Origin of the sequence: Qipengyuania sp. ASV99, assembly GCF_047872805.1 — a bacterium.
In the GTDB taxonomy this organism is placed as follows: Bacteria; Pseudomonadota; Alphaproteobacteria; order Sphingomonadales; family Sphingomonadaceae; genus Erythrobacter.
The window spans coordinates 223,664-248,635 of record NZ_JBLQUK010000001.1 but is presented as its reverse complement, the minus strand read 5'-3'; the positions used below and the strand labels follow the sequence as shown (position 1 = coordinate 248,635).

Annotated in this window: 23 protein-coding genes; 14 read left to right on the top strand and 9 right to left on the bottom strand. The window is 61.2% G+C overall.

The window, feature by feature from the left end; translation table 11 throughout:
- Positions 1-126 precede the first annotated feature (126 nt).
- From ACM64M_RS01235 to ACM64M_RS01220, 4 genes are all read left to right on the top strand, one after another.
- Positions 127-1,137, top strand: coding sequence for a ligase-associated DNA damage response exonuclease (locus tag ACM64M_RS01235; protein WP_416226819.1), 1,011 nt, complete (start codon positions 127-129; stop codon positions 1,135-1,137).
- Entirely contained in the window at positions 1,134-2,759 is a 1,626-nt protein-coding gene (locus tag ACM64M_RS01230; protein WP_416226818.1) for a cisplatin damage response ATP-dependent DNA ligase, read from the top strand. Before ACM64M_RS01235 ends, ACM64M_RS01230 begins: the two co-directional genes overlap by 4 nt.
- Before the next feature lie 63 nt (positions 2,760-2,822).
- On the top strand, positions 2,823-4,064 hold the full coding sequence (locus ACM64M_RS01225; protein ID WP_416226817.1) for a SulP family inorganic anion transporter: 1,242 nt from the start codon (positions 2,823-2,825) through the stop codon (positions 4,062-4,064).
- Between the two features lie 68 nt (positions 4,065-4,132).
- A complete protein-coding gene (locus ACM64M_RS01220) occupies positions 4,133-4,648 on the top strand; it encodes a DUF1993 family protein (protein WP_416226816.1) in 516 nt (171 codons plus the stop codon).
- A 217-nt stretch (positions 4,649-4,865) separates the two neighbouring features.
- Here the strand turns inward: ACM64M_RS01220 and ACM64M_RS01215 are convergent, their stop codons facing one another.
- Genes ACM64M_RS01215 through ACM64M_RS01190 form a run of 6 tightly spaced genes read right to left on the bottom strand, consistent with a single transcriptional unit; the run spans position 4,866 to position 9,581 of the window.
- Positions 4,866-5,150 carry a DUF167 domain-containing protein gene (locus tag ACM64M_RS01215; protein ID WP_416226815.1) on the bottom strand — a complete coding sequence of 95 codons (285 nt, stop codon included), beginning with the start codon at positions 5,148-5,150 and terminating at the stop codon, positions 4,866-4,868.
- Positions 5,150-5,728 (bottom strand): gamma carbonic anhydrase family protein, encoded by a 579-nt coding sequence (locus ACM64M_RS01210; protein ID WP_416226814.1) that lies wholly within the window; start codon positions 5,726-5,728, stop codon positions 5,150-5,152. The genes ACM64M_RS01215 and ACM64M_RS01210 overlap by 1 nt, the downstream gene beginning before the upstream one ends.
- The gene (locus ACM64M_RS01205; RefSeq protein ID WP_416226813.1) at positions 5,725-6,282 is read right to left on the bottom strand and encodes a GNAT family N-acetyltransferase; all 558 of its coding nucleotides are present in this window, start codon (positions 6,280-6,282) and stop codon (positions 5,725-5,727) included. The genes ACM64M_RS01210 and ACM64M_RS01205 overlap by 4 nt, the downstream gene beginning before the upstream one ends.
- A complete protein-coding gene (locus tag ACM64M_RS01200) occupies positions 6,275-6,835 on the bottom strand; it encodes a GNAT family N-acetyltransferase (RefSeq protein WP_416226812.1) in 561 nt (186 codons plus the stop codon). The genes ACM64M_RS01205 and ACM64M_RS01200 overlap by 8 nt, the downstream gene beginning before the upstream one ends.
- On the bottom strand, positions 6,828-7,826 hold the full coding sequence (gene hemB, locus ACM64M_RS01195; protein ID WP_416226811.1) for a porphobilinogen synthase: 999 nt from the start codon (positions 7,824-7,826) through the stop codon (positions 6,828-6,830). The genes ACM64M_RS01200 and hemB overlap by 8 nt, the downstream gene beginning before the upstream one ends.
- 27 nt (positions 7,827-7,853) lie before the next feature.
- Positions 7,854-9,581: a M23 family metallopeptidase gene (locus tag ACM64M_RS01190; RefSeq protein ID WP_416226810.1), complete on the bottom strand. Its 1,728-nt coding sequence runs from the start codon at positions 9,579-9,581 to the stop codon at positions 7,854-7,856.
- A gap of 227 nt (positions 9,582-9,808) precedes the next feature.
- On the opposite strand from ACM64M_RS01190, the gene ACM64M_RS01185 reads away from it, so the two are divergent.
- The 6 genes from ACM64M_RS01185 (at position 9,809) to ACM64M_RS01160 (ending at position 15,402) form a co-directional block, all read left to right on the top strand.
- The gene (locus ACM64M_RS01185; RefSeq protein ID WP_416226809.1) at positions 9,809-12,544 is read left to right on the top strand and encodes a helicase-related protein; all 2,736 of its coding nucleotides are present in this window, start codon (positions 9,809-9,811) and stop codon (positions 12,542-12,544) included.
- Positions 12,541-12,822, top strand: a complete 282-nt coding sequence (locus ACM64M_RS01180) for a S4 domain-containing protein (protein WP_416226808.1) — start codon at positions 12,541-12,543, stop codon at positions 12,820-12,822. The genes ACM64M_RS01185 and ACM64M_RS01180 overlap by 4 nt, the downstream gene beginning before the upstream one ends.
- Positions 12,823-12,892: 70 nt before the next feature.
- A complete protein-coding gene (gene fdxA, locus ACM64M_RS01175; RefSeq protein WP_416226807.1) occupies positions 12,893-13,231 on the top strand; it encodes a ferredoxin FdxA in 339 nt (112 codons plus the stop codon).
- Positions 13,232-13,521: 290 nt separating this feature from the next.
- A complete protein-coding gene (locus ACM64M_RS01170) occupies positions 13,522-14,055 on the top strand; it encodes a CarD family transcriptional regulator (protein ID WP_416226806.1) in 534 nt (177 codons plus the stop codon).
- Between the two features lie 164 nt (positions 14,056-14,219).
- Positions 14,220-15,002, top strand: a complete 783-nt coding sequence (locus tag ACM64M_RS01165) for a GIN domain-containing protein (protein ID WP_416226805.1) — start codon at positions 14,220-14,222, stop codon at positions 15,000-15,002.
- A 67-nt stretch (positions 15,003-15,069) separates the two neighbouring features.
- Positions 15,070-15,402, top strand: coding sequence for a hypothetical protein (locus ACM64M_RS01160; RefSeq protein ID WP_416226804.1), 333 nt, complete (start codon positions 15,070-15,072; stop codon positions 15,400-15,402).
- Here the strand turns inward: ACM64M_RS01160 and ACM64M_RS01155 are convergent.
- Complete coding sequence (locus ACM64M_RS01155) at positions 15,399-16,370, bottom strand: L-threonylcarbamoyladenylate synthase (protein ID WP_416227338.1); 972 nt, start codon at positions 16,368-16,370, stop codon at positions 15,399-15,401. The two genes, ACM64M_RS01160 and ACM64M_RS01155, sit on opposite strands and share 4 nt — an antisense overlap.
- 91 nt (positions 16,371-16,461) lie before the next feature.
- Here ACM64M_RS01155 and ACM64M_RS01150 point away from each other — a divergent pair, with 91 nt between their 5' ends.
- Positions 16,462-18,204, top strand: coding sequence for an acyl-CoA dehydrogenase (locus ACM64M_RS01150; protein ID WP_416226803.1), 1,743 nt, complete (start codon positions 16,462-16,464; stop codon positions 18,202-18,204).
- A 6-nt stretch (positions 18,205-18,210) separates the two neighbouring features.
- Positions 18,211-19,035, top strand: a complete 825-nt coding sequence (locus ACM64M_RS01145) for a DUF815 domain-containing protein (RefSeq protein ID WP_416226802.1) — start codon at positions 18,211-18,213, stop codon at positions 19,033-19,035.
- 37 nt (positions 19,036-19,072) lie between these two features.
- Here the strand turns inward: ACM64M_RS01145 and ACM64M_RS01140 are convergent, their stop codons facing one another.
- Positions 19,073-20,548: a PQQ-dependent sugar dehydrogenase gene (locus ACM64M_RS01140; RefSeq protein WP_416226801.1), complete on the bottom strand. Its 1,476-nt coding sequence runs from the start codon at positions 20,546-20,548 to the stop codon at positions 19,073-19,075.
- A 64-nt stretch (positions 20,549-20,612) separates the two neighbouring features.
- Here ACM64M_RS01140 and ACM64M_RS01135 point away from each other — a divergent pair, with 64 nt between their 5' ends.
- Positions 20,613-21,110, top strand: a complete 498-nt coding sequence (locus tag ACM64M_RS01135) for a GAF domain-containing protein (protein WP_416226800.1) — start codon at positions 20,613-20,615, stop codon at positions 21,108-21,110.
- Positions 21,111-21,261: 151 nt separating this feature from the next.
- Entirely contained in the window at positions 21,262-22,161 is a 900-nt protein-coding gene (locus ACM64M_RS01130) for a glycine zipper 2TM domain-containing protein (RefSeq protein WP_416226799.1), read from the top strand.
- 21 nt (positions 22,162-22,182) lie between these two features.
- Here ACM64M_RS01130 and ACM64M_RS01125 read toward each other — a convergent pair whose 3' ends face one another.
- The gene (locus ACM64M_RS01125; protein ID WP_416226798.1) at positions 22,183-24,876 is read right to left on the bottom strand and encodes a carboxypeptidase regulatory-like domain-containing protein; all 2,694 of its coding nucleotides are present in this window, start codon (positions 24,874-24,876) and stop codon (positions 22,183-22,185) included.
- Positions 24,877-24,972: the final 96 nt, after the last annotated feature.

The window sequence follows — 24,972 nt, the reverse complement described above, 5'->3', positions numbered from 1 at the left end:
CGAAAACCCGCCCCCACGCCCTCGCAGAAGCGGGAAGGGGGGCGAGGCTCTCGGGCTTGATCGCTGTTCGCAGCGAAGGGTAGGCCGGAGGCGGAACTCACAACGATTTCCGCCCGTTATGCTTGCATGACTGCCCCCTTCTCCTGGATCAGGCCCGAGCCGTGGGGCATCCACATTGTCCCCGCCGATGTCTGGATCGATCCGGGCCGTGCGGTGGACCGGGCGCTGGTTACGCATGGCCACGCCGACCACGCGCGCGGCGGGCATGGGCAGACCTTTGCCACGCCCGAAACGCTCGCCATCATGGAACTGCGCTACAACACGCGGGCGGGGGCCCTGCCGGTGGGGTATGGCGAGACAATCCGCTTGGCAGGCGGGGTCGAGGCAACCTTCATCCCCGCTGGCCATGTGCTGGGCAGCGCGCAGATCCTGCTTGAACACGCAGGCGAGCGGGTGGTCATCACCGGCGATTACAAACGCGCGCCCGATCCGACCTGCGCTCCGTTTGAAGTCACCCCTTGCGACATTTTCATCACCGAGGCGACATTTGGCCTGCCGGTGTTTACGCACCCGCCGATCGAGGAGGAGATTGGCAAGCTGCGGAAAGCGCTGGCCGACAATCCCGGCGGGTGTGTAGCGGTCGGCGCCTATGCGCTGGGCAAGGCGCAGCGGGTGATCGCCGAATTGCGCCGCGCGGGTCACGGCGCACCGATCTATCTCCACGGTGCGATGGAAAAGATGTGCCGGCTTTACGAAGAACACGGAGTCACGCTGGGCGAACTCAGACTTGTGAACGATTATGCGAAGGAAGATCTGCGCGGCCATATCGTCATTGCCCCGCCCGCTGCGCTGGGTGATCGCTGGAGCCGCCGCCTGCCCGATCCCCTTACTGCCATGGCGAGCGGGTGGATGCGGGTGCGCGGGCGAGCGCGTCAACGCGGGGTCGAACTGCCGCTGATCATCAGCGATCATGCCGACTGGAACGAGCTGACCCAGACCATCGCAGAGGTGAACCCGCAGGAAACCTGGATCACCCATGGCCGCGAACAGGCACTGCTGCGCTGGCACGAATTGCATCAACGCCGCGCGCGGGCCCTGGCTCTGGTGGGGCGTGAGGATGGGGACGCCGAGGAATGAAGGCCTTTGCCGCCTTGCTCGATGCGCTGACCTGCACCGCCAGCCGCAACCGCAAACTGGCGCTGATTGCGGGGTATTTGCGCGCAACGCCCGACCCGGACCGGGGCTGGGCGCTGGCGGCGCTCACCGGCGAGCTCGATTTCCCTGCGGTCAAAAGCTCGACCATCAGAGGGCTGATGCAGGACCGGATCGACCCGGTGCTATGGACGCTCAGCCGCGATTTCGTCGGCGATACGGCGGAGACGGCTAGCCTGCTGTGGCCGCAGTCAGGCAATCCCGCCAGCCCTCCGCCCAGCTTGTCGCAGGCAGCGGAATTGCTCGCTTCGTTCAATCGCAAGACCGCTGCGGCGGGGCTTGCCGAATTGCTCGACCGGCTTGACACTGGCGAGAGGTTTGCGCTGATCAAGCTGGCCACCGGCGGATTGCGCATCGGGGTCTCCGCGCGGCTCGCCAAGACCGGGTTTGCGCAGGCCTTTGATGTGCCGGTTGAGGAGGTCGAGGAATATTGGCACGCACTCAGCCCACCCTATTCGCAGCTGTTCGACTGGGCGGCGGGTGGCGGCGCACCGCCCGATGTCGCGGGCACGCCGCGTTTTCGCCCTTTCATGCTCGCCCATCCGCTGGAGGATGCGGTTGTCGATCTGAAAGACTACGCCGCCGAGTGGAAGTGGGACGGGATCAGGGTGCAGATTGTGCGCGCAGGCGCGGAAACCCGGCTCTATTCGCGCAGCGGCGATGATATTTCGGCGAGTTTCCCCGAATTGATCGGCGCGCTGCCGGTGGACGCGGTGCTCGACGGAGAATTGCTGGTGCGCGGCAATGTGCAGGGGGGTGGGGCGCAGGGGAGCGGGGCTCAGGGGGGCGAAGTCGGCGGCGCGGCGAGTTTCAACGCGCTTCAGCAAAGGCTTGGACGCAAGCATGTCAGCAAGAAAATGCTGGCCGAGGCCCCGGCCTTCGTGCGGCTTTACGACGCGCTGATCCTGCGCGGAGAGGATTTGCGCGGGCTTCCCTGGAGCGCGCGCCGCAACGCGCTCGAAACGCTGATGCCGGAACTGCCGGAAAGCCATTTCGACCTCTCCGCTCTGGTCGAGGCGGATGACTTCGCCGAGCTTGCCGAAATTCGCGAAGGCGCGCGTGACGCGGCGATCGAGGGGCTGATGCTAAAGCGCCGCGACAGCCCCTATATCGCCGGGCGCAAGGCGCATCTGTGGTACAAATGGAAACGCGATCCGCTGTTGGTGGACTGCGTGCTGATGTATGCGCAGCGCGGCAGCGGCAAACGGGCGGGGCTCTATTCGGATTACACCTTTGGCTGCTGGGACGACGATCCCGATGCAGGCAGTGCATTGCTGCCGGTGGGCAAAGCCTATTCGGGCTTCACCGATGCCGAACTGGCGATGCTGGACAAGCGGGTGCGCCAGACAACGACGGCCCGTTTTGGCCCGGTGCGCGAGGTTGAACCCACGCTGGTGTTCGAGGTCGCGTTCGATAGCGTCCACGCCAGCAAGCGCCACAAATCCGGCCTCGCCATGCGGTTCCCCCGCATCCACCGCATCCGCTGGGACAAGCCATCGCATGAGGCCGACCGGATCGAAGCCTTGCGCGCGCTGATCCGCGACTGACCACAATAATACCGCCGCCTATCTTTGCTTGCGCCATAGGGGTGCGAGGCATAATTGCATTTCATGCAACCCAAGATCCTGACGACGATGCGGGACTATTCACCGGCATTGTTCGTGTCCGATGCGCTCGCTGGCCTGACGGTGGCCATGGTGGCGATTCCGCTCAGCATCGCCATTGCGATTGCGTCTGGGGCTGACCCGGCCAAGGGATTGGTGACCGCGGTCATCGGCGGGCTGCTGATCTCGCTGCTTGGCGGCAGCCGGGTGCAGATCGGCGGACCGACCGGGGCGTTTATCGTGGTGGTGTTTGGGGTGATCGCCGATCATGGCTATGACGGTTTGGTGCTGGCGACCGCGATGGCAGGCGTGATCCTGATCGTCGCGGGGTGGCTGAGGGCGGGACGGCTGATAGCGCTGGTGCCCGAAGCGGTCGTCAATGGGTTCACCATCGGGATCGCGTTGATCATCGCCTTCAGCCAGCTTGGCGATTTGCTGGGGCTGGATTTACGCGGGGTGCCCGCCGATCTTGCCGAAAAGGCACCGGCAATCTGGGCGGCGCGCGGCGATATCAACCCGCTGGCGGTGGTCACGGGCATCGCGGCGATGGTGCTGATCGTGGTCTTGCGGCGCGCTTTTCCGCGCTTTCCGGGGCTGGTGGTGGCTATGGCGGTGGTGTCGGCAGGCGTAATGCTGGCCGCTATGCCGGTTGAAACCATCGCCGGGCGTTACGGCGAATTGCCGCGCGCGCTGCCCTGGCCCAGCGTCCCTGACATCACCTTTGCCAAAGTGGCCGAACTGCTCCCCTCAGCCTTGGTCATTGCGTTCCTTGCGGCGGTGGAATCGCTGCTTTCGGCAATGGTTGCCGACCGGATGATCGGTAGCCAGCACCGCCCCAATGCCGAGGTCAGCGCGCAGGGCTGGGCCAATCTCGGCTCGGCCTTGTTCGGCGGGATGCCCGCGACCGGAGCGATTGCGCGCACCGCCACCAACGTCAACGCCGGGGGCAAAACGCCGGTCGCAGGGGTGCTGCATGCGGCGTTCATCCTGCTGATCATGCTCGCTGCAGCGCCGCTGGCGGGGTATCTCGCGCTGCCTGCTCTCGCCGGATTGCTGCTGATCACCGCATGGAACATGAGCGAGCCGCACAAATGGCGCAGCTATTGGGCAGCGCCGGTCGCGGACCGCGCCTTGTTATTGCTGACGCTGTTGCTGACGGTGGCGGCTGATCTCACCATTGCGATCGGCACCGGCGTGGCGCTGGGCTTGCTGCTGCGGCTGTCAAAATCGCGCAAGCTTTTTGGCTGAGGCGGCAATTGCCGGTTGCATGGAACGCTCCCCGTTATTAAGTTGCATTTTGAAACGGGAGATTCTCTATGTCGATCAAAGACCAGATTACGCCAGTGTGGAACCAGATGCTCGGCAGCCTCGATGGCTGGCTGGCCAAGGCAGAGGCGCATGGCCAAGGCGATGCTTTGATGCAGGCCAGCCTGACGGCCGATATGTATCCGCTGGCCGCGCAGGTGCGGTTTGTCTGCAACATGCCGGGCGAGGCTATGGCAAAGCTGGGCGGCATCGACTTTGCCTCAGCCGATGAAAGCCCCGCTACGCTGACCGAAGCGCGCGCCCGCATCGCCGCCACCCGCGCGGCGATTGATGGATGGAGCAAGGGCACCTTTGTCGCCGATGATGCACCGGTCGCGCTGGCGCTGCCGAACGGCATGGCGTTCGATCTGACCGCGCAGGAATATGTCCGCGATTGGGCGCTGGCGCAGTTCTATTTTCACATCATGGCGGCCTATTCGATCCTCCGCAAAGAGGGGCTGGAAATCGGCAAGATCGACTATGTGCCCTATATGCTCAAATATAGGCGCCAGCCTGCCAGCGCCTGAACCGCTTTCCTACACAGGGCATTGTGTGCCACGGCAGACGAGTTCTTTGACATTGTAAGCGGTCAGCCCATTCGGAAGGCGCGGGCGAAAAACGAGTTGGAAAAGTGTCAAGCAGGCACTTTTCCGATTTCCCTTTGTTTTTCCGATATTTGGTCCTGAAATACGCGCTTGACACCCTGTCCAATGTGTCAAGCGGATCGGGGTGTTATTCGGAATTCTAATCGCCATCCACACGGAACAGTTTTTGCCGCGAAGTCCCACCGCGCAGCAAAGTGATTCGCGTTGGCGCGGTGTCCAGCGCCTCCGAGAGCAAGGCCAGAACTGCGGCATTGGCCGCGCCTTTATCGGGCACGGCGCGGACCTTCACCTGCACGCTGCCTCCGGTGATCGTGATCGATTGTTCGCGCGCGCCGGGGGTAACCCGCACTGCGAGACAGCCTTCTGCGTCAATGCAGGCGCGCAGCGCCGCCGCCTCTGGCAAGTCCGGCCGGGGCCGCGCCATCACTCAAACGCTTTTGCCACTGCCGCTGCATGAGCCTTGGCATTTTCGGCATAATGCGCGGTCCCCATCCGCATCCCGGCCATTGCAGCGTCGGAAAGTTCCTTCATTCGCGTCGCCGGACGCCCGGCCCACAATTCGCGCGGGGCCATAATCTTGCGCTCCGTCAGCATCGCGCCTGCCGCCAGCATGGCGTCGCTGCCGATCACCGCCTTGTTCATGACAATCGCACCAAGGCCGACGAAACCGCGATCGTGGATCGTGCAGCCATGCACCATCGCCATATGTCCGATCAGCGCATCATCACCGATCACCAGCGGGCACCCTTCCTCATCACCGGGGCGCGGCGGATCACAATGCAGCACACTGCCGTCCTGCACATTGGTGCGCTCGCCAATGCGGATGGTGAACACATCGGCGCGCACCACGCAATTGTACCAGATTGATGAGCCTGCACCGATTTCAACGTCGCCGATGATCGTCGCACCGGGAGCGATGAACGCGGTGTCGTGGATCTTCGGGGCCTTGCCGTGGATTGGTATGATGTTGGCACCCGGAAATCGCGGGTCTTGGGCGGTCATGAGCTCTTCTCCCATTGCGCTTTGGTGAGCGAATACTGGATCGTTGGATTGTCCTGTGCGGAGAAACCGGGATCGGTAAAATCAAGATCGGTGCGGCGTTCCATCCCGAGCTTTTCCATCAACCGCCAACTGCCCCGGTTGGCGTTGCTGGTCAGCGCGACCAGATGCGGCGCGCGAATCGCGCCAAACGCCCAGTCGATAACCGCGCGCATTGCTTCTTCGGCATAACCCTGCCGCCAGCGATCTTCGCGCACCAGCCAACCGATTTCGTGATCGCCGGGGTTGGGGGCGAGCGGATTGTCGACCCGTTTCATCCCGCAATGTCCGACCATTTCGCCGCTGGCTTTTTCGATCAACATCATGAAACCAAAGCCATAATGTTCAAACAGCGCTTGCGATTTTTCGTGCTTGGTGCGGATTTCATCAAGCGTCTTGACCCCGCCCAGATGCGCCATCACCGTGGGGGTGTTGAGCAAGCGGTCCTGCAATTCGGCGTCGCCCTCTCCGATCCGGCGCAGGATCAGGCGCTGGGTTTCAATCACGGGTTCAGCCACGGTCGCGGTCCTCTCGCACCGTGCGGTCGATGGAATAGACAATGATGGAGCCGCTATCAGGATCGAAATCATCATTGGCGAAATCAAGATCCTCGCGCCGTTTCATCCCAAGCCGCAGCATCAGGCCCCAGCTTGGCGTGTTGCCCGCGACGGTCAGCGCGATGATTTCATCCGCGCCAAACCGGTCAAAGCCGAGGGCAAGCGCGGCCTGCGCGCCCTCTTTGGCATAACCCTGTCCCCATGCGTCCTCGCGCAGACGCCATCCGATCTCCATCATGCCAATCGGGCCGCCCGCCTGATTGGACCGCTTTAGCCCGCAAAAGCCAAGCAAATGGCCGTCTTCCTTGCGTATGGCTGCCCAGAAAGTGTGACCATGGTCGCGGCGATAGGAAAGCAGCCGGTCCTGCGCGGCGATGCGCTTGGGTTCATCGCAGACCCCGCCGAGCCAGCGCATGACTGCTGGCGTATTTGTGCTCCGCCAGAATTCCGGCCAGTCCTCATCCCGCCAGTCGCGCAGCACCAGCCGAGCGGTTTCATGGCGGAATTCAGCCATTGAGCAAACGCGCGGCCACCGGCGCGTGATAGGTCAGAATGCCGCTGCATCCGGCGCGTTTGAACGCCAGCAGCTTTTCCATCAGCAGCGCATCGCGGTCACCAATCCCGGCGGCCTGCGCGGCTTCGATCATCGCATATTCGCCGCTGACCTGATAGGCAAAGACCGGCACGCCAAAGCGCTGTTTGACCCGGTAGATAATGTCGAGATAGGCAAGGCCCGGTTTGACCATGACGCTGTCGGCGCCTTCGGCAATGTCGAGTGCGACCTCGCGCAAGGCCTCATCGCTGTTGGCGGGGTCCATCTGATAGCTTTTCTTATCACCTTTCAGCAGTCCGCCCGATCCCACCGCGTCGCGGAACGGTCCGTAAAAGGCGCTGGCGTATTTGGCAGCATAGCTCATGATCTGGACGTTTTGATGCCCGCCCATTTCCAACGCCATGCGGATGGCGTGAATGCGTCCGTCCATCATATCGCTTGGCGCGATGATATCCGCGCCCGCTTCGGCCTGGTTGATTGCCTGATCGACCAGTGCCGCGACCGTGGCGTCATTGGTGACATAGCCTTTTTCATCGAGCAGCCCGTCTTGTCCGTGGGCGGTGTAGGGGTCGAGCGCGACATCGGTCAGCACGCCGATTTCATCACCGCAAGCGTCCTTGATCGCACGGATTGCGCGGCACATCAGATTGTCCGGGTTGTGCGCCTCGGCACCGTCGTCGCTGCGCCGGTCGGGTTGCGTGTTGGGGAACAGGGCGACCACCGGGATGCCGAGCGCGACTGCCTCCTTGGCCCGGGCCACAATCCCGTCGACCGACCAGCGCGAGACGCCGGGCAAGGTCGCAATCGGTTCCTCCGCTCCGCTGCCCTCGGTCACGAACAGCGGCCAGATCAGGTCCGCCGAGGTAATCAGCGTTTCGCGGTGGAGCTTACGGCTCCAATGGCTTGCGCGGGTGCGGCGCATGCGGATGTTGGGATAGCTGGCTGTCGTCATGCGGCGGGCTTGCCGCAAAACGCGGCTTCAATCAACGGCGCTCGCAAGGTCGATTTTTTCGATCTCGCGCAGCGGTTCTTCGATTTCGCCCGCGAGCGGTTCAAGGTCCTCCAGCGCGGCGCCGGGTTCGATCGCGCGCAGAACAATCAGGCGGCGGCGGAAGTCAATCAGTTCGGTCCCGTCGAGCACAGAACGGGTGACGAAATCGACGCTTGCCGGATTGATCGCCCGCCCGCCGCGATACATTTCATAGTGCAGGTGCGGACCGGTCGACAGTCCGGTCGACCCGACATAACCGATCACTTGCCCACGCCGGACCTGTTGCCCGCGCGAGACCGCCATCCGGCTCATGTGGCAATAGCGCGTGGCGAGCCCGCCGCCGTGGTCAATCCGCACGGCATTGCCGCAGCCGCCCGCACGTCCGGCAGAGGTCACACGGCCATCGGTTACCGCCACGATTGCGGTGCCGTAACTGGCGCGGAAGTCCATGCCAGAGTGCATTCTGCGGTATCCCAGAATCGGGTGCCGCCGCATCCCGTAACTCGAAGAAATCGCTCCGGGCACCGGGGCAACCAGACCGCGGCGCTGTTCCCCAACCCCGGATGCTTCGTAAAATCGGCCCTCCGCGCCCCAACGCATCAATTGTGTCTTGGGCTCGCCCCCGCGTTCAATCCCGGCATAGAGCAATTGCCCGGCCTGCCGCTCTCCCGTGGCGGCGCGGCGATAGGCGATGATGACATCGAAATCATCGCTGGAACGCACCTCGCGGTCCATGTCGATCTGATCGTCGAGCGCGCGCAGATAATCCTGAACCGCGCTGGCCGGGACACCGGCGGCACGCATCGAGCGATAAAGGCTGGAGCCCACCTTTCCGCGCACGCGCAAAGGCGTGTCATCAACGCGGATGACATTGCGGGCGAGCGAAAGAGCGCCGCTGCGGGTGCCATCTGGCAAAGGATCGGGGCGGGCAATCTCCAGCTCAAGATCGAACCGGGCGCGAAACTTCAGCGCGTCGAGTGGGCGCGGCGCCCCTGCCTCTGCGCGGCGGCCCAGCACGATGTCAATCTGAGTGCCGGGCTCAATCTCGGACAGCGCCATCGCGCCGCCGATCAGTTCGCTGACACGGCCAATGTCGGTTGCGGACACGCCGGCGCGGCGCAGCATGCTGGCAAAACTGTCTCCGGGGGCAAGCGTGGCAATCAGTTCGATCTGCGGGCGTTCGGGCGCGTTCTTGAGCGGGATCACATCGGCAGTCGGTCCCATTCGCCGCCCGCTATCCGCACCGAGTGCCAGCGGCATGATCATCTGGCTGCGGAATTCATCGCGAATACCGGCGTCCTGCGGCATGGGCGCGCGCGCTTCGAGTGGGGTCAGGCTGGGCCAGAACGCCACCGCTACCGCCCCCAGTGCGAGCATCGTGCCGAGCCCGCGAAACCACCGGCGGCTGCCGATATTTTCTGCCAGATCGGGAGCGAGGTCGATCCGGTCAAACCATACCCCGACACCCAGCTTCCATTCATCATAGCGTTCACCCCAACCCGTAACCCGCGAGAGGACCTGATGCCGGACCTGTTCACCCTTGCTGGGGGAGGAAAGCTGGCGGGAGCTGTGGAAATAGGGGGCAAATTCGCGTGCGGTCTCAGCGTCTATTCGATCACCGGCACCCCGCGCCGGAGCGCGGATCAGCACGCCATCGCCTGGCCCGGAAACCGGTTGCGGAGCGTCCGCCTGGGAGAGATCGCCTGAATGATCCAATCGTCAAACCTTCAATCGCATTTGCGCACGGAAATTGAGCGGGGACCGCTCACGCCGCGCTATTGCCCGCAAACCATGGCCAATCAAAGTAAATGTGCACTTAACCAGCGACCAGATGCGCCTCAGATGCGATAAGGTGTTCTGCCTAAGCTGCAAGACCAGACCACCGGTCACGAACCGCGAATGACCTATTGCTCCGCTTCGGCAAGCCTGACACAAGAACGCGCGTGACATCTTCCGCTATCGTAAAGCCCGCTATCGCAAGGAAGCGCGATCAAGGGCGTGTGCGCGCTGTGCTTGGCCCGACCAACACGGGCAAGACGCATCTCGCCATTGAACGGATGTGCGGTCATTCATCGGGCATGATGGGCTTTCCGCTGCGGTTGCTGGCGCGCGAGGTTTATGACCGGGTGCGCGCGATAAAGGGCGATCAGGCCGTGGCCCTGATTACGGGAGAACAGCGCATCGAACCGCCCAATGCGCGGTATTTCTGCTGCACGATCGAAGCGATGGACCGGCTGGGCGGCGGGCACGCCTTTGTCGCCATTGACGAAGCGCAGATCGGCGCTGATCCTGAACGCGGTCATATCTTTACCGACCGTTTAATGCATGCGCGAGGCCGCGAAGAGACGATGATCCTCGGTTCGGCAACGCTGCAGCCGGTGATGCGCAAGTTGATCCCCGATGTCGAAATGGTGGGACGACCGCGGTTTTCCACGCTTACTCATTCGGGCACCGCCAAATTGTCGCGCCTGATGCCGCGCAGCGCGGTCGTCGCCTTCTCGGTGGAACAGGTCTATGCCATGGCAGAAGCCCTTCGCAGGTTTCGCGGCGGTGCAGCGGTGGTGATGGGTGCTCTTTCACCAGAAACGCGCAACAAACAGGTCGAATTGTTCCAAAATGGTGATGTCGATTATATCGTCGCCACCGACGCCATCGGAATGGGTCTCAATCTTGATCTGCACCACGTCGCCTTTGCCGCGCTTACCAAATTCGATGGACAGCGAAAGCGGCGGCTGACCCCGGCGGAGATGGCGCAGATTGCCGGACGGGCCGGGCGGCATCAACGCGACGGAAGTTTCGGGGCGCTAACCGGCGGCGGAAGCCGAACGGGCGCGCCGCTTGAATTCACCGACGAAGAGATTTTTGCGATCGAAGAGCACAAATTTGCGCCTCTTACCCATCTGTTCTGGCGCGAAGCTGATCCGCGTTTTGATAATCTGGAATTGCTGATCGGCGATCTGGAGGCGCGCCCGGAAGGCGAAATGCTGCGCGGCGCTCCCGAATCGATCGATCTGGCGGTGCTGAAACGGTTGTCCAGCCAACCACTGGCTAAAGATGTACGCGGCCATGGCAGCGTGCGGCGGTTTTGGGAGGCATGCTCGCTCCCCGATTTCAGGCAAATCGGGATCGATCCCCATGCGCGGTTTGTCGCGCGGCTGTGGCAGGACCTTCGAGGCGGCTATCTCGGCGCGGATTTTGTTGCGGCGCGGATCAGTGAGCTAGACCGGGTGCAGGGCGATATCGACACATTGCAGGGAAGAATTGCCGCGATCCGTTCGTGGGCCTATATCTGCCAGCGGCCCGATTGGGTGCTGGCGCGCGATGAAATGGCCGCCCGCGCGCGCGGCGTCGAAGCAAAGCTTTCCGATGCGCTGCACGCGCGTCTCACAGAACGGTTCGTGAACCGAAGGACGACAATCTTGATGAAATCGCTGGGCCAGGATGGCACCGCTCTTCCCGTTACACTCGAACCCACCGGCGCAGTGAGCGTTGAAGGGGAAGTTATTGGGCGGCTTGAGGGGTTTCGCTTCACCGTCGACCCCAATGCAGCGTCCCAGGACCGCAAAATGTTGCTGGCGGCAGGTGAAAAGGCGCTCCCCGGCATTCTGGCGCAGCGCGCGGGTTGGCTGCTTTCCGATGGGTTGGGAGAGCTGGCGATCGAGCGCGGGGCAATCAGCTGGAACAGCCAGCCGATCGCCGCGATTGTCATGCCCGATGATTTCGCTGGGCCTCGGATTGAATTCAGGCGTGAGATTGCGGCCTTGCCTGAAGCCGCAAGGTCGGCACTGGTGACGGGTCTGCTGGAATGGCTCGGCAAACAGCTTGAGCCGCTCGCACCACTGCGCAAGCTCGCCGAAGCGGCTCGCGACCCCGAAGCCGGCAGCCAGGCCCGCGCCCTGTTGATCACGTTGATCGAGGCGCGCGGGGTGGTTGGCAGGGATAATGCGGGACTGGAACATTTGCCGAAGGAGATGCGACCGTTCCTCCGCAAGCTTGGGGTTACATTCGGCGCGCTCGACATTTTTGCTGCGCCGCTGCTCAAGCCTGCACCGCGCCGGTTGCTGCATGCTTTGGGCCTCGACAAACGGCCTCTGCAAGAGATGATGCTGCCAGTCTTACCAGAAGCGAGGGCGATCCCGGCAGGATACCGCTTGGCCGGCGGGCAATTGATCCGCGTGGATCTGGCAGAGAAAATTCTGCGAACCGCATTTGACGCGCGCGCCAAGGCAAGCGGCGGCGCGGTCAAGGAGCGCAATCCGCGCTTTCGGCTCGATCTGGCTCTGGCAGTGTCGATCGGGCTGGAGGAAGAGAACGCCCGGCGACTGTTGGGCAGCGCCGGGTTCCGTCTGCAACGGGCAAGACCCCTAGCCGAGGGCGCATCGGGGCCTGCAGCGCCCGACAGCTGGACGTGGCGGCCGCGCCGCGCAGATGAAGAACCGCGCGTCAATGTGCGCCGTGGCCGCGGTGCAGATAAGACGAAGGGGCAGGGGCGAGAAAAGCATGACGCTCGCGGTAAAGGTGCGCGTGTCCAAGAGGCTTCAACCCCGCGACGCGACACCCGCAAAGGTGGTGGCAAGCCGGTGGCTAGGACTCAAACAAAGCCAGACACCATGCCTGATATTGGCCCAGCCCGTGCGAGCGGCGCATTCGACAAATTGGCGGATCTGCTCCGCAGATGAGCGTGCCGGGCGCTGCCAGTATGCGGCTTGACCGGCTGCTGGTTTACCTGCGTTTTGCCCGCACCCGTTCGGCGGCACGCGGCATGATCGAAGGGCGGGCTTTGCGCCGCAATAGAATCCATGTGCAGCGCGTTAGCGAGAATGTTGGTATTGGCGACGTGCTGACCTTGATGATCGGGAATGAGGTTCGCGTGGTGGAAGTTTTATCGCTGCCAGAACGGCGCGCTTCGCCGGCAATGGCCAAGTCTCATTATCGGGAGCTTGACCCTCAGGGATAATTGCTCTTAGCAGCGCTCCGCACGCGAACATCGCCCGTTTGACCTCAAGTTTCGGAATGAAAGACGCCCAATGACTTATGTCGTCACCGATGACTGCATCAAATGCAAATACACCGACTGTGTGGAGGTGTGTCCAGTTGATTGCTTTTACGAAGGCGAAAACATGCTGGTTATCAACCCCAGCGAATGTATCGATTGCGGCGTCTGCGAACCCGAATGCCCGGCCGAAGCGATCTTGCCCGACACCGAGGACGGCCTTGAACAATGGCTTGAGCTCAATACCAAGTTTTCGGCCGAATGGCCCAACATTACCGGCCAGAAGGAACCGCCCGCCGACGCCGACGACCACAAGGGCGAAAAGGGCAAGTTCGAAAAATATTTCAGCCCAGAGCCCGGCGAAGGCGATTAGGAATTCTGGGTTTTACGATTCAAGGGCCTATCGATTATTGACAGGCTGCCACTCCATCAATCGGTGATGCATTCTGCGACTCGCAATATTGTTGCGAATGTGTTATATAATGCTGCAACCGCGTCGGCTGGTCCCGGCGCTGGCGGCAAAAACCAGAAAGGCCATAATCCAGCACTCTTCAGCTCCGACCGGATTTCGCCCGGTTCTGGCAGGTTTTTACCTGACATCCAGAATCGTTAGCGGCTTATCCGACGGCGTCTATGCTGGCAGGCCAAAAGAAAGGAACTCGCATGGCAAGCAGTGCGCCCGCCTTCACCGTTGGCGATTATGTAGTTTATCCAAAGCACGGCGTTGGCCGCGTGATCGAATTGCAGAACGAAGAAATTGCTGGGATGCAGTTGGAGCTTTACGTCCTGCGGTTTGAAAAAGAGCGCATGACCCTGCGCGTTCCCACCAACAAGGTGGAAGCGATCGGCATGCGCAAGCTGTCCTCGGACAAGACCTTGAAAGAGGCGATGGACACGCTGAAAGGCAAACCTCGGGTCAAGCGCACCATGTGGTCGCGCCGCGCGCAGGAGTATGAAGCCAAGATCAATTCGGGCGAGATAGTCCTAATTGCGGAGGTCACCCGGGACCTGTTCCGGCCCGAAGATCAGCCCGAACAAAGCTATTCGGAGCGTCAGATTTTCGAAGCCGCCTCCAGCCGCCTTGCGCGGGAACTCGCCGCGATGGAAGAAACCAATGAGGCAGCCGCTCTGGAAAAAATCCTCAACGTGCTGCGCGAACATGCACCGCAATATTACGAAAGCAGCGAAGAAGCCTGATTTAGCCTCGTTTTCGCTCTGACAAATGTGAAAGGCCGTCCACTAGGGCGGCCTTTTGCTTTGGAACGCGGTGGGCCACCAAGCCAAAACCTTGCGCTGGGTTCGTTAGTGTATTATATCGGCAATACGCTTTCGTATTTCAGGAAAATTGGCGGAGAATATAAATGTTCGACAAGATCTTGCAAAGCCTTGCGCCGATCGCGGCGCTGGCGATGGGTGCCGGACTCAGCGGTTGTGACAATATGAATGTTACCATCAATGGTGAGGAAGGCGTGCCTTTGTCCGAACTGGACATGGCGGGTGCGGCTCCGACCGAACTGGTACTGGCGACCAATGTGACTGTCATCATTACCGAGGGCGAAACGCTGGATATTTCGGTAGAGGGCGACAGCGAAGGCGCACTGCGGTTTGTGCTCGACCAGGATTCGATTGGCGTGATGAGCGATCCCGACCTCGAAATTCGTGACGGCAAGGCGACCGTCCGAGTGACCATGCCCGCCCCGCAGAGCATTACGATTGCAGGATCGGGCTCGGTTGAAACCGGGAGCGTCGCTGAAACGGCAGAACTGACCATCGGCGGTTCGGGCTCAATCCTCGCCAAAAACATCGCCGCACAATCGCTCGAGATAAGAATCGGCGGTTCGGGTTCGATCAAGGGATCGGGCACCGCCGAAAGGCTTGAAATCAGCATCGGCGGTTCAGGCGATGTCGCTATGCCTAGCCTGAATGCAAATATTGCCGAAGTCTCTATTGGTGGGGCAGGCGATGTCGAGTTCTCCTCCGATGGCGAAGTCGAGGCCACGATTGCTGGCGCTGGTGACGTGCGCGTGACCGGTTCGGCAAAGTGCACAGTCAGCGCGATGGGCTCCGGCACACTCACCTGCGGACCAGGACCAGCTGCCGCCGCCGACGAAGCCCAACCAGTCACAGATCTGGACGCTCAGTAACCCTTCCATGCTGTTCGCTTGAACGGCAAGACTTGCAAAATCTGAAGGAGCGCGCATGAGGAAATTCATGCGCGCTCCCTTGATTTTCGGCTTGGCTGCCATCTCGCTCACTCTTTCTGGTTGCCTGGTGAGGGCTGCGGCGGATGTCGTGACGGCACCCGTGCGGGTGGGCGCAAAGGCAGTCGACCTTGCCACCACCAGCCAATCCGAAGCGGACGAGACTCGCGGGCGGGAAATCCGTCGGCGTGAAGAGCGGTTGGGCGAGCTTGAGCGCCGCTATGCCAAAGAAATCGACAAATGCCGCGATGGCAATGATGAAGCCTGCGATGACGCGCAGGCTACCTATGCTGAAATGCAGGCGATAATGCCCAGTGTGCCGGTTGAACCAAAAGACGATTAATCCAGTGGCGCCGCTGCGCGGTGCAACCGGTCATTGATGGCGCGTCCAACTTCACCGTAAGGTATCGGAGCAACCGCAATTGCGGACTTGTCGGAGGCAGCAGCGCGGTGCAGACAATCATACAGGCGGGCAGCTGCCTCGTTGAGATCGCCCGAAGGTGATAGATTGCAGTCACCTGCCACTTCGCCAAAGCCGATAAAAAATTCACCTTCTGCCGCACCGCCCACGCTCAGCCGCATGGGCTTTCCGGGAGAGTAATGGCGCGCCATCTGACCAGGGGCCTCTATCCCCGCATCGACATTGGGGGTTTCGGGGCCGAGAATACGCTCCAACGTTTCCTTGGTCACCGGGCCGGGACGAAGCAGCGACCAACCGCCGTCCTCGGCACCAGCACCGGCACCACGAAGCGCAACTATCGTCGACTCAAGACCTTTTTGGCTGGCCCCGCCATCCAGCACCAGTGGGCATCGCTCGCCCAGCGAGACGGTGACATGATCGGCCCGGGTCGGGCTGATTTCCTCGCTTCGGTTGGCTGATGGTGCGGCGACCGGAAACCCGGTTTGCGCCAACACGGCCTGCATCACTCGATGCGCAGGTTGGCGCAGCGCAATTCTCGGCAGTCCGGCTGTAACCGCACCCGCGATCCGCGCGCCCTCACGCAGCGGCAGGATCAGCGTCAACGGCCCAGGCCAGAACCGTTCGGCCAGATTGCGAGCACGATCATCAATCACCGCAATTTCTTCAGCCTGGGCAAGGTCGCGCACATGCACGATCAAAGGGTTGAAATCCGGTCGCCCCTTGGCCCAATAAATCTTTGCCACCGCTTCAGCGCTGTCCGCCCGCGCTGCCAACCCGTAAACCGTTTCAGTGGGCAGCGCGACCAGCCCCCCCGATTCGAGAATTTGCGCGGCCCGGGCAACGCCTTCGGCATCCGCCAGCACCACATCCGTAACGTTCTTGCCGCTCATCGCATGGCCGCTATATTCTTCGGTGATCTGTGCCAATAGGCACGTGCAGTTTACCACCCCGCAACACACCAACGCAGGATTGAAATCACCCGTGACACCCTACACCCCGCCCACTCACGACCAGCTGCTTGCCATCCGCGTCAATGCCGGGATCGAAGAGCTCGCACAGTCGGAGAAATTCGCGCAGGCCGAAGCCGATCTGGTCGAAGCCATCGTCGAAGGGGTCGGTCAATTCGCCGCCGGAGAGTTCGCCCCGCTTAACCGAATCGGCGATCTCGAGGGCGCAAAGCTGGAAAACGGAGTGGTGCGGCTGCCCGATGGCTTCAGACAAGCCTATGGCAGCTATGTTGAACAGGGATGGAATGCGATTGCGAGCCCGGTTGAATTCGGCGGACAGGGCCTGCCGTTCACTTTGGGTTGCAATGTGCTCGAAAACCTCGGTGCCGCCAATATGGCGTTCAACCTGCTGCCGATGTTGTCGGTAGGCGCGATTGAAGCGCTTGAGCATCACGGCAGCAAGGACCAACAGGCAAAGTACCTGCCCAATCTCGTCAGCGGGAAATGGTCTGGCACGATGAACCTGACCGAACCCGCCGCTGGCAGTGACGTTGGCGCGCTGCGCTCCACCGCAGAACCGGTCACCGCTGGACCCCATGCAGGCAAGTACCGGATTGCCGGGCAAAAAATCTATATCACGTGGGGAGAGCACGATCTGGCTGAGAACATCATTCACCTCGTGCTCGCTCGCCTTCCGGGCGCGCCCGAAGGTTCGCGCGGCATTTCGCTGTTCGTTGTGCCCAAATTTCACGTGAATGGCGACGGGTCGCTTGGCCCCCGCAACGACCTTCGAGTGGTCAGCCTTGAACACAAACTAGGCATCAACGCTTCTCCCACCTGCGTCATGTCTTACGGTGACAATGGTGAATGCATCGGGGAACTCGTCGGCGCGGAAAATCGCGGATTGGCCGCAATGTTCACGATGATGAACAACGCGCGGATCAATGTTGGTAATCAGGGCGTGCAGATTGGAGAGCGAGCTACGCAGCAAGCGCTCGCCTATGCGCGTGACAGAGTGCAGTCGGCGCGCGCTGGGTCTCCTGACAAAACGCCGGTGCCAATCATAGAGCATCCCGATGTGAGGCGGATGATCTTGCGAATGATGGCGCTGACCGAGGGTGCGCGCGCGTTGCTCTATTATTGCGCTGGGCAAGTTGATCGCGCGGCACTTGGCAATAGCGCGGCAGGCAATCGCGCAGAGATTCTTGTGCCTCTGTTGAAGGCATGGGGAACCGATATCGGTGTGGAGGTTGCCGGTATCGGAATTCAGATTCACGGCGGCATGGGCTTTATCGAGGAAACCGGCGCCGCGCAGCATTGGCGCGATGCGCGCATTGCCCCGATTTACGAAGGGACCAACGGCATTCAGGCCGCCGACCTAGTGACCCGCAAACTGGGCCTTGATGGCGGAGAAACGATGTTGGCACTGTTTTCCGAAATCGCCCGCGATGCCCAAGACGAACCGGGTTTGGCGGCGCTGGCAGAGGATTGTGCGAAGGTCGCTGGATGGATGCGCGATACAGCGAGCCTCGATGATCGTCTTGCCGGGAGCGTCCCGTTTTGCACAATGGCCGCCATCGTTGTTGCGGGCTGGCAGCTTAAGCGGCAGGCCCGCGCGGTGGCCGAGGGTGCTGCACCGGCACTGGCGCAAAGCAAGCCAGCCACCGTGCGCTTTTTCCTCGATCGGATCGTCCCGGAGGCGGCTGGGCTTAAGGCTGGGGTGCTGGCGGGGGCCGGGCCGCTTTATGCTCTTTCTGCCGAAAAGCTTGCGGGTTAGTCGCAGATGAATGCGTCCCGCAATGCGCTGGACCGGATTGCCGCCGCGCTCGAGCGGCTTTCACCGCCACCGGCACCGCGTTGCGATTGGATGACGTCACCCGCCTATGTCTGGGATGGCAGCTCGGCAACGGCGATCACAGCGCTGGACACGGTGCCGCTCGAAAAGTTGCGCGGCATTGCTGAGCAGAAGTCTGCACTCCTCGTGAATCTCGAACGGCTTTCATCCGGGGCCGCTGCGCATGACATGCTGCTATGGGGTGCTCGCGGGATGGGAAAGTCGGCTTTGGTCCGAGCAGCGGTGAACGATGTCCAGGCCCGGCTGCCTGACGCGTTGGCGCTGGTTCAATTGGCATCGGGAACGCTGGCAAGTTTCCCGGATCTGATCGCAAATCTGCGCGGTCAATCACGAGCCTTTGTGTTGTTTATCGACGATCTCGGGTTCGGGCCAGATGCTCTGCAGGACAATCTTGCGCTGCGCAGTTTGCTCGATGGCGGCGTGATCTCGCGCCCGGCAAATGTGCGGCTTGCCGTGACGTCTAACCGCCGCGGAATTGTTGAACGCGCTGCGGATGAAGCCAATGCACTGCATCAGCGCGATGAGCGTGACAATGCTCTGGCGCTGGCGGACAGGTTTGGATTGACGCTTGGGTTCCATCCATGTGACCGGGTGACGTATCTTGAAATTGTCCGCGCCTATGCCGCGCCTGCTGGTTTGGCTGTAGACGAAGATGAGGCGCTGGCATGGGCGATTGCGCGCGGCAATCGCTCTGGCCGTTCGGCCTATCAATTCGCCTGTGAGCTAGCCGGACGGGCAGGAGCAGCCCTTTGATTGAAGATTGCAGAGCCGCGCTATTATTCGCGGCGCCCTACTGTGCCGCTCCCCGGCGCAAATAGTCTTCCTCGAAACTTGCTCGCGGATCAATCAAATCGCGCTGTGGGCGCAGCGGCTCACCGGTAAGGCGCGGAATACCTGCACCTGCGGTGCTTTCGGGCGCGAATGTGCGCCAGATTATCCCAGCCGTGTCATCAGAAACCAACAGCGAACCATCACCCGCCCATTCGACCCAAGTCGGGCGCCCTTTGGTCGTGCCGTCATCATTGAGGAACCCGGTGAGCACCGGAACCGGCTTGCCCTGCGGATTGCCGCGTTCGTCAAAATCGACATAAACCACGTCATATCCCGATGGCGGCTTACGGTTCCACGATCCGTGCCGTGCGATAAAGGCGCCGCTAGCCATGGTATTGCCCATCCGGTGCCCCTCTGCATTGAAGACGAGGCCAAGCGCCGCGACATGCGGACCCAGCGCATATTGTGGATTGCGCGAATATTCGAGCAGATAAGCGGGCATAGGAGCTTCCACCCGGCGGTCGATATTCTCGCCATAATAGATCCATGGCCAGCCATATTGCGCCCCGACCGGAACATTGGTCAGGTAATCGGGCACCAGATCAGACCCCAACATATCGCGTTCGTTGACGGTAGTCCAAAGCTCACCCGACCAGGGGCTGAAAGCGAGACCATTGGGATTGCGCAATCCCGCCGCGAACTGACGCGAACTGCCCGCCGCCAGATTGTATTCCCAAATCGTCGCACGGCCTTCTTCGACCGCCATTCCAGCCTCGCCAATATTACTGACCGATCCGACCGCGATATACAGGCGGTCACCATCGGGATGCATCTCAATATTGCGCATCCAGTGGCCTCCACCGCCCGGCAGATCCATCAATTTGCGCGGGGCGGCGGTTACGGCGTCGCTGCCAAGCTCATATTCAAAGGCAAGCAGTGCGTTGTGATTGGCGACATACAATGTGCCATCATGCCAGCTCATGCCCGATGGCGAATCAAGCCCCTTTGTCAGGATGGTGCGTCGCAACTCTGCAACTCCATCGCCGTCTTCATCGCGCAGCAACACCATTTCGTTGGGCGATGCGCCAGCGGCCCCGGCCTCGGCAAACAAATAGCCTTCAACCCAGCCACGGATAGTCGCCATGATCCCGCTTTCGCCACCATCTTCTTTGGCCGGGGCACGGGTCAGTGTGACGAGTACATCGCCATTGGGAAGGGCATGAATAACCCGCGGATGATCGAGCCCCTCGGCAAAGCGATTGACGGTAAGACCAGCGGCAGCCTCCGGCGCGTGACCTTCATCCCAGCCAACTGGCTTGGCTATCTGCACCGTCGGAAAGTTCTCAGGCTCGGGCTCTTCGAGCGTCGGGTCGGTCCCAGCTACCGTCTCAACCGTCAATTCGGCGGTGTTACCCTGCATCAGATAAACCAGGCCGGCTCCCGCTACGACAGCGAAGACGAGCACGGCGATTGCGAGTTTGCGTAGAATTCCCATGGGAGACGCGATACGTTAGCCACTCGCCGACGACAACCGGATAACGCCAGAGGATTCTCTATTCGTGTATGATTTCAAACCTGACCCCGACCTGACTGCGAGCGAACGCTATCGTCAATTATGCGACGCCGCCGACGCGCTGACAGCAAGCGAGCCGGATGGAATTGCCAACATGGCCAATGTCGCGGCGCTTCTCTGGGAGTTTGTGCCCGGGCTCAATTGGGCGGGCTTTTATCGGATGGGCAAGGACGCAAAGGGAGCTAAGGAACTGGTGCTAGGCCCGTTCGTGGGTCGCCCAGCATGCATCCGCATTCCGGTCGGCAGCGGCGTATGCGGCGCGGCAGCAAGGCTAGCTGCGACACATCTGGTGGAGGATGTTCATGCATTTCCCGGTCATATTGCTTGCGACGCGGCCAGCCGGTCCGAAGTGGTTGTGCCGGTGATCCGCGATGGGGAGGTGGTTGCTGTGATTGATCTTGATAGCCCTTTGCCCGCGCGCTTCACCGCCGAAGACGCGGCGGGCCTGGAAGCGCTGGCAGCAATACTTGCCGCGAGGATTTGATGCCGATCAGGGCGCTGATTTTCGCGGATTCGCCCCGAAACGAGACAGCGCCGCCTTGCTGCTTGGCCGCGCAGCTGCGCGAGTGGTAAGTTTTTCGTTAACCAATTGATCTGCCTCGCGGTTGCGAGTCGCGTCACGCAAACGGGGAAATATGATGAAGCTGACTGCCATGCCACGCCGCACCGTTACCGCTGCCGGGGTGGCATTCGCCGCGCTGGCGCTGCCCAATACCGCGCAGGCACAAGACAGGGAACCGATGAGCCAGGCTGAGGTGCAATCGCTCCCCTCGCAATATCGCACGGGACCTTCCGTCCAGGATTTTTCCGAGACCGTCGTCGGCCCAGATGGGGCCGAAACGATCGTGCGCACTCGGCAGATTGAGAGCATTGCAAACTATCCCGGTGGACCTAGCCATGGGGGCGCCCATTCCGGACCCTATCCACAGGGATATGGCTACAGCAGGCATGGCGGCTACGCTGCGGCAGGTTATGCGCCAGCCGGATCTGTGTTTGAGCGTGATCAATGGATTGCTGAATGTGAGCGCCGGACCAATGGGCGCGGCGACAGCGAAAAGGGCGGGATCATCGGCGGGCTGCTGGGCGCGATAGCCGGCGGGATCATTGGCAACCGTGTATCGGATGGTGAGCGGCTTGGCGGGACATTGATTGGCGCGGGCGTTGGCGGCCTCGGCGGGCTGTTGATTGGCAGCCTGATCGGCGGCGGCAGGGACGATCGCGGCGACTACGATTGCGAAGCGGCGCTTGACAGCTATCTGTCCCAATATGGCTATAACGGCTATCATGGAGCACACGGCACGGTGCATTCAATCACGGCGCATGGTTATCCGGCCTACGCTCATCATGGCCAGCAGCAATACGGCTACAGCTACGCACCACCGCAGCAAATCGTCTATGTCCCGGTTCAGGTTCAACAGCATCAGCGGGTCATCGTGCGTGAAACGGTCCGCGAAGAGATCGTGCCCGGTGCGGTGAGGGAAATTCCGCGTCCTGCTCTGCGTCCGGCCGCGCCGCGTTACATCAAAGGCGATTGATCAAAGCGCGCGATCAGATTGTCATTCAGGCCTGATCGCCGCGATCACCGGGGCCCGGCCACTTGGTGGGCGATCGTCCGGTATAGGTTCATCGGAAGCCACTGATGAATCTGCGGGTGCCAGTTTGACCGCGCCGAACCGAATAACATCCTCTTCGCGGTTGAGCGCGAATTCGCTGCGCCCATCGTTTAACGTCAATGACTGCGCAACCTTAAGGCTTTGGGCTGCGTCTTCGGCAACCCGCAGGCGGTATTGGCCATAGGGGACGCGCTGGAACAGGAAAAACCCATCGAATTCGCTGATCGTTTCGGCTGCGACCGCGCCGCGCCGATCCACCAGTTCCAATCGCACGCCGGATTGCTCGGTCGCCGATAGGCTGAGCAAGGTTCCATCGACTTCTCCGGTTGGAGAGATCGCGAGTTCGATCTGCGCGACAATGCCCGGACGCGGCGTCACCACAATCCCTTTGGTCGATGGTGCTAGGAACGGGTCCTCCAGTGAGCTTTCGTCGATGCCGACCAGCACCGGTTGGAAAGGTCGCAGATCATCGACAATTGCACTGCCATTCGCGCCGGTCATCGCATCTGTTCGGCGAAGGCCCGCTTCGACCAGCACATCAGGCAATAGTTCTTCATCCGGATCACGGCGTGAATTGCCATTGTCGTCGCGGAACACGGTTACAGCGGCCTGACCACTGCGCGCGAGTTTGGTTTCGCTGGCGCGCACACCTCCTGAAACCGGATCAGGGCCAAGGCTGAAGGCGAGCTGCACCGCCGCACCCACTCCGCCGCGCGATGTCACAAAGGCATCGCCGCGTAATGAGAATTCCTCGAACCGGCGGGTGTAACCTGCGGTTAAGCGGAATTCGTCCTGCGCTGCGGTGTAATCAAGCTGCCCCTGCAATTCCGCGTCTTCTCCCAGATCGGTGTCCACCCGCACGGTCGCGCTTTCCAAACCCTTGTCACGCCCGGAAGTCTGGAAAGTTGCGTTCCCGCGCACACGGAAGTCCTTAAACCTTGCATTGGCGAGCAGGCGTATCTTTGTATCGCTGCGCGCGGGCGAAGCTGCCCCGCTGGTGCGCATCTGGTGGCTAAGCTGCGCCGAAAGCGCGATACGCCCCGCCGTGACCGAGGTTGTTATTAGGAATTCGTTAACTTCTGAACCGTCTTTGAGCTTTGAATGCGAAATATCGGCCTGAATCGGCAGGGAAATGCGGCCCAAGCTGAGCGACGTGTCAAAATTGAACCCGCCGCGGTAATCGAGGCGTTCCTCAACAAACTCACTGGCGAAATTTCCGAACGATACAAGTGCATTAGCACCAATATTGAAGCGTCCAATCTGCCCAAGCGCGTTCGCCTCGGCTACCGCACCGGCGCCAAACTGATGTGCAGCAGCCAATTCGAGCTGCATAGCGCCTAGTGTTCGTATGACCGCCCCCTCCACATATCGGCGGCGAGCTCCGTCAAAATACAGGCTTTGCATGCCAATCGCAGCGCTGGTCCTCTCATCAATGCCGCGCTCCACGCCGACGCCCCAGCGCCATTTCCGCGGTCCAGCCTGAAAACTATTCCCAAGATCGAAAAGGTCGCGGTTATCCTGCAGCAGACCTGCCCAGTAATAAGTCTTCCCAGGCTCAACCTGATTGAAACCGATCGGAACGTCGATCTTGTCCCGCCGGATCTGTCCCTGTGGTCCATAAAACACAACTTCTAGCTGGTTGCGGCCAAAGTACAGTTCGACATCTATGAACTCATACCGCCCATCGCCGCGATCATCCTGGAACGCGATCAACTGACCGTTGCGATACAATTCCGCATCCCAGCCCGCTGGCAATGTCCCACGCAAAGTGGTGGCAGAGAAGCTCGAATTCTGGCCCAGCGGGCGATTGCTGATGAATGCACCGCGGCCAATTGCGGTTTGACCGGTCAAACGGCCGGGAAGCGTCTCGACGTCACCTGCAGCCACCTGGGTTGCACCCAACGGGCCGAGCAAGCTGGCTGCGGGATCATAGCGATAGGCACGCAGACGTAAGGCTTGCGGCTTAAGCTGGTCATCGGTGGCTACCCGAGCGAAATAGCTCGCACCCAGCGCCTCTCCTGCGGCGTAGAGCTCAATCCGGCCCTCTTGCCCGCCGCGCGTGCCACGACCCGTTCTCACGCCAGCCTGGGTCACAAAATCCACCGAGGGAGCACGCCAAGCGCGATATTCCATATCGGCGCTGGCATATTGCGACAAATCAAACTGGGCCGGCCGATTGCGAAGTCGCGCGGCGCGACTTCTGCGTTCGATCGCCTGCATAAAAGGCAATTCATCCTCGGTTTCAAGGCGGACGACCGCATTGAACAGATCAGGCTGGAATGTGATGCCAAACCAGCGCGACAGGGCGTTAGTGTCAACGCACCAGCCCTCGGGAGTGTCGTAAATGTCCTGAGCCACGGGCGCGCGGCCAGTGTTCATGTTTTGTACTGTATTGGAAACCCGGTCGAGCGTGAACTGCTGATCCTCCGCAAACAGCCATCCAGTCGCGCGGCGCGACTTCTTGTCAATTCGGATGGGCAGGTCGAGCGACTGGATCACATCTGCCAGATCAAGACACACGCCGCGATCGGTTTGGTAGCCGCGAACATCGAGATTGAGCTTGTAATTTCGGATAACCAATTGAAGAAACAAGTAATCATCTTCATTCGCGCGCCATGACGTCACGGGAGTAGTCACTGAAGCACCGGTTTCAACTCCGCTCGGCGCTGCATGATCCCGGTCTTGCGCAAATGATGGTGCCGCACCTCCTGCAAACGCAGCAAGCGCTGCTGC

Coding starts and splice junctions, on each gene's coding strand:
- ACM64M_RS01235 (WP_416226819.1), top strand. CDS start 127: ATGACTGCCCCCTTCTCCTGGATCAGGCCCGAGCCGTGGGGCATCCAC.
- ACM64M_RS01230 (WP_416226818.1), top strand. CDS start 1,134: ATGAAGGCCTTTGCCGCCTTGCTCGATGCGCTGACCTGCACCGCCAGC.
- ACM64M_RS01225 (WP_416226817.1), top strand. CDS start 2,823: ATGCAACCCAAGATCCTGACGACGATGCGGGACTATTCACCGGCATTG.
- ACM64M_RS01220 (WP_416226816.1), top strand. CDS start 4,133: ATGTCGATCAAAGACCAGATTACGCCAGTGTGGAACCAGATGCTCGGC.
- ACM64M_RS01215 (WP_416226815.1), bottom strand. CDS start 5,150: ATGGCGCGGCCCCGGCCGGACTTGCCAGAGGCGGCGGCGCTGCGCGCC.
- ACM64M_RS01210 (WP_416226814.1), bottom strand. CDS start 5,728: ATGACCGCCCAAGACCCGCGATTTCCGGGTGCCAACATCATACCAATC.
- ACM64M_RS01200 (WP_416226812.1), bottom strand. CDS start 6,835: ATGGCTGAATTCCGCCATGAAACCGCTCGGCTGGTGCTGCGCGACTGG.
- hemB (WP_416226811.1), bottom strand. CDS start 7,826: ATGACGACAGCCAGCTATCCCAACATCCGCATGCGCCGCACCCGCGCA.
- ACM64M_RS01180 (WP_416226808.1), top strand. CDS start 12,541: ATGAGCGTGCCGGGCGCTGCCAGTATGCGGCTTGACCGGCTGCTGGTT.
- fdxA (WP_416226807.1), top strand. CDS start 12,893: ATGACTTATGTCGTCACCGATGACTGCATCAAATGCAAATACACCGAC.
- ACM64M_RS01170 (WP_416226806.1), top strand. CDS start 13,522: ATGGCAAGCAGTGCGCCCGCCTTCACCGTTGGCGATTATGTAGTTTAT.
- ACM64M_RS01165 (WP_416226805.1), top strand. CDS start 14,220: ATGTTCGACAAGATCTTGCAAAGCCTTGCGCCGATCGCGGCGCTGGCG.
- ACM64M_RS01160 (WP_416226804.1), top strand. CDS start 15,070: ATGCGCGCTCCCTTGATTTTCGGCTTGGCTGCCATCTCGCTCACTCTT.
- ACM64M_RS01155 (WP_416227338.1), bottom strand. CDS start 16,370: ATGAGCGGCAAGAACGTTACGGATGTGGTGCTGGCGGATGCCGAAGGC.
- ACM64M_RS01145 (WP_416226802.1), top strand. CDS start 18,211: ATGAATGCGTCCCGCAATGCGCTGGACCGGATTGCCGCCGCGCTCGAG.
- ACM64M_RS01140 (WP_416226801.1), bottom strand. CDS start 20,548: ATGGGAATTCTACGCAAACTCGCAATCGCCGTGCTCGTCTTCGCTGTC.
- ACM64M_RS01130 (WP_416226799.1), top strand. CDS start 21,262: ATGATGAAGCTGACTGCCATGCCACGCCGCACCGTTACCGCTGCCGGG.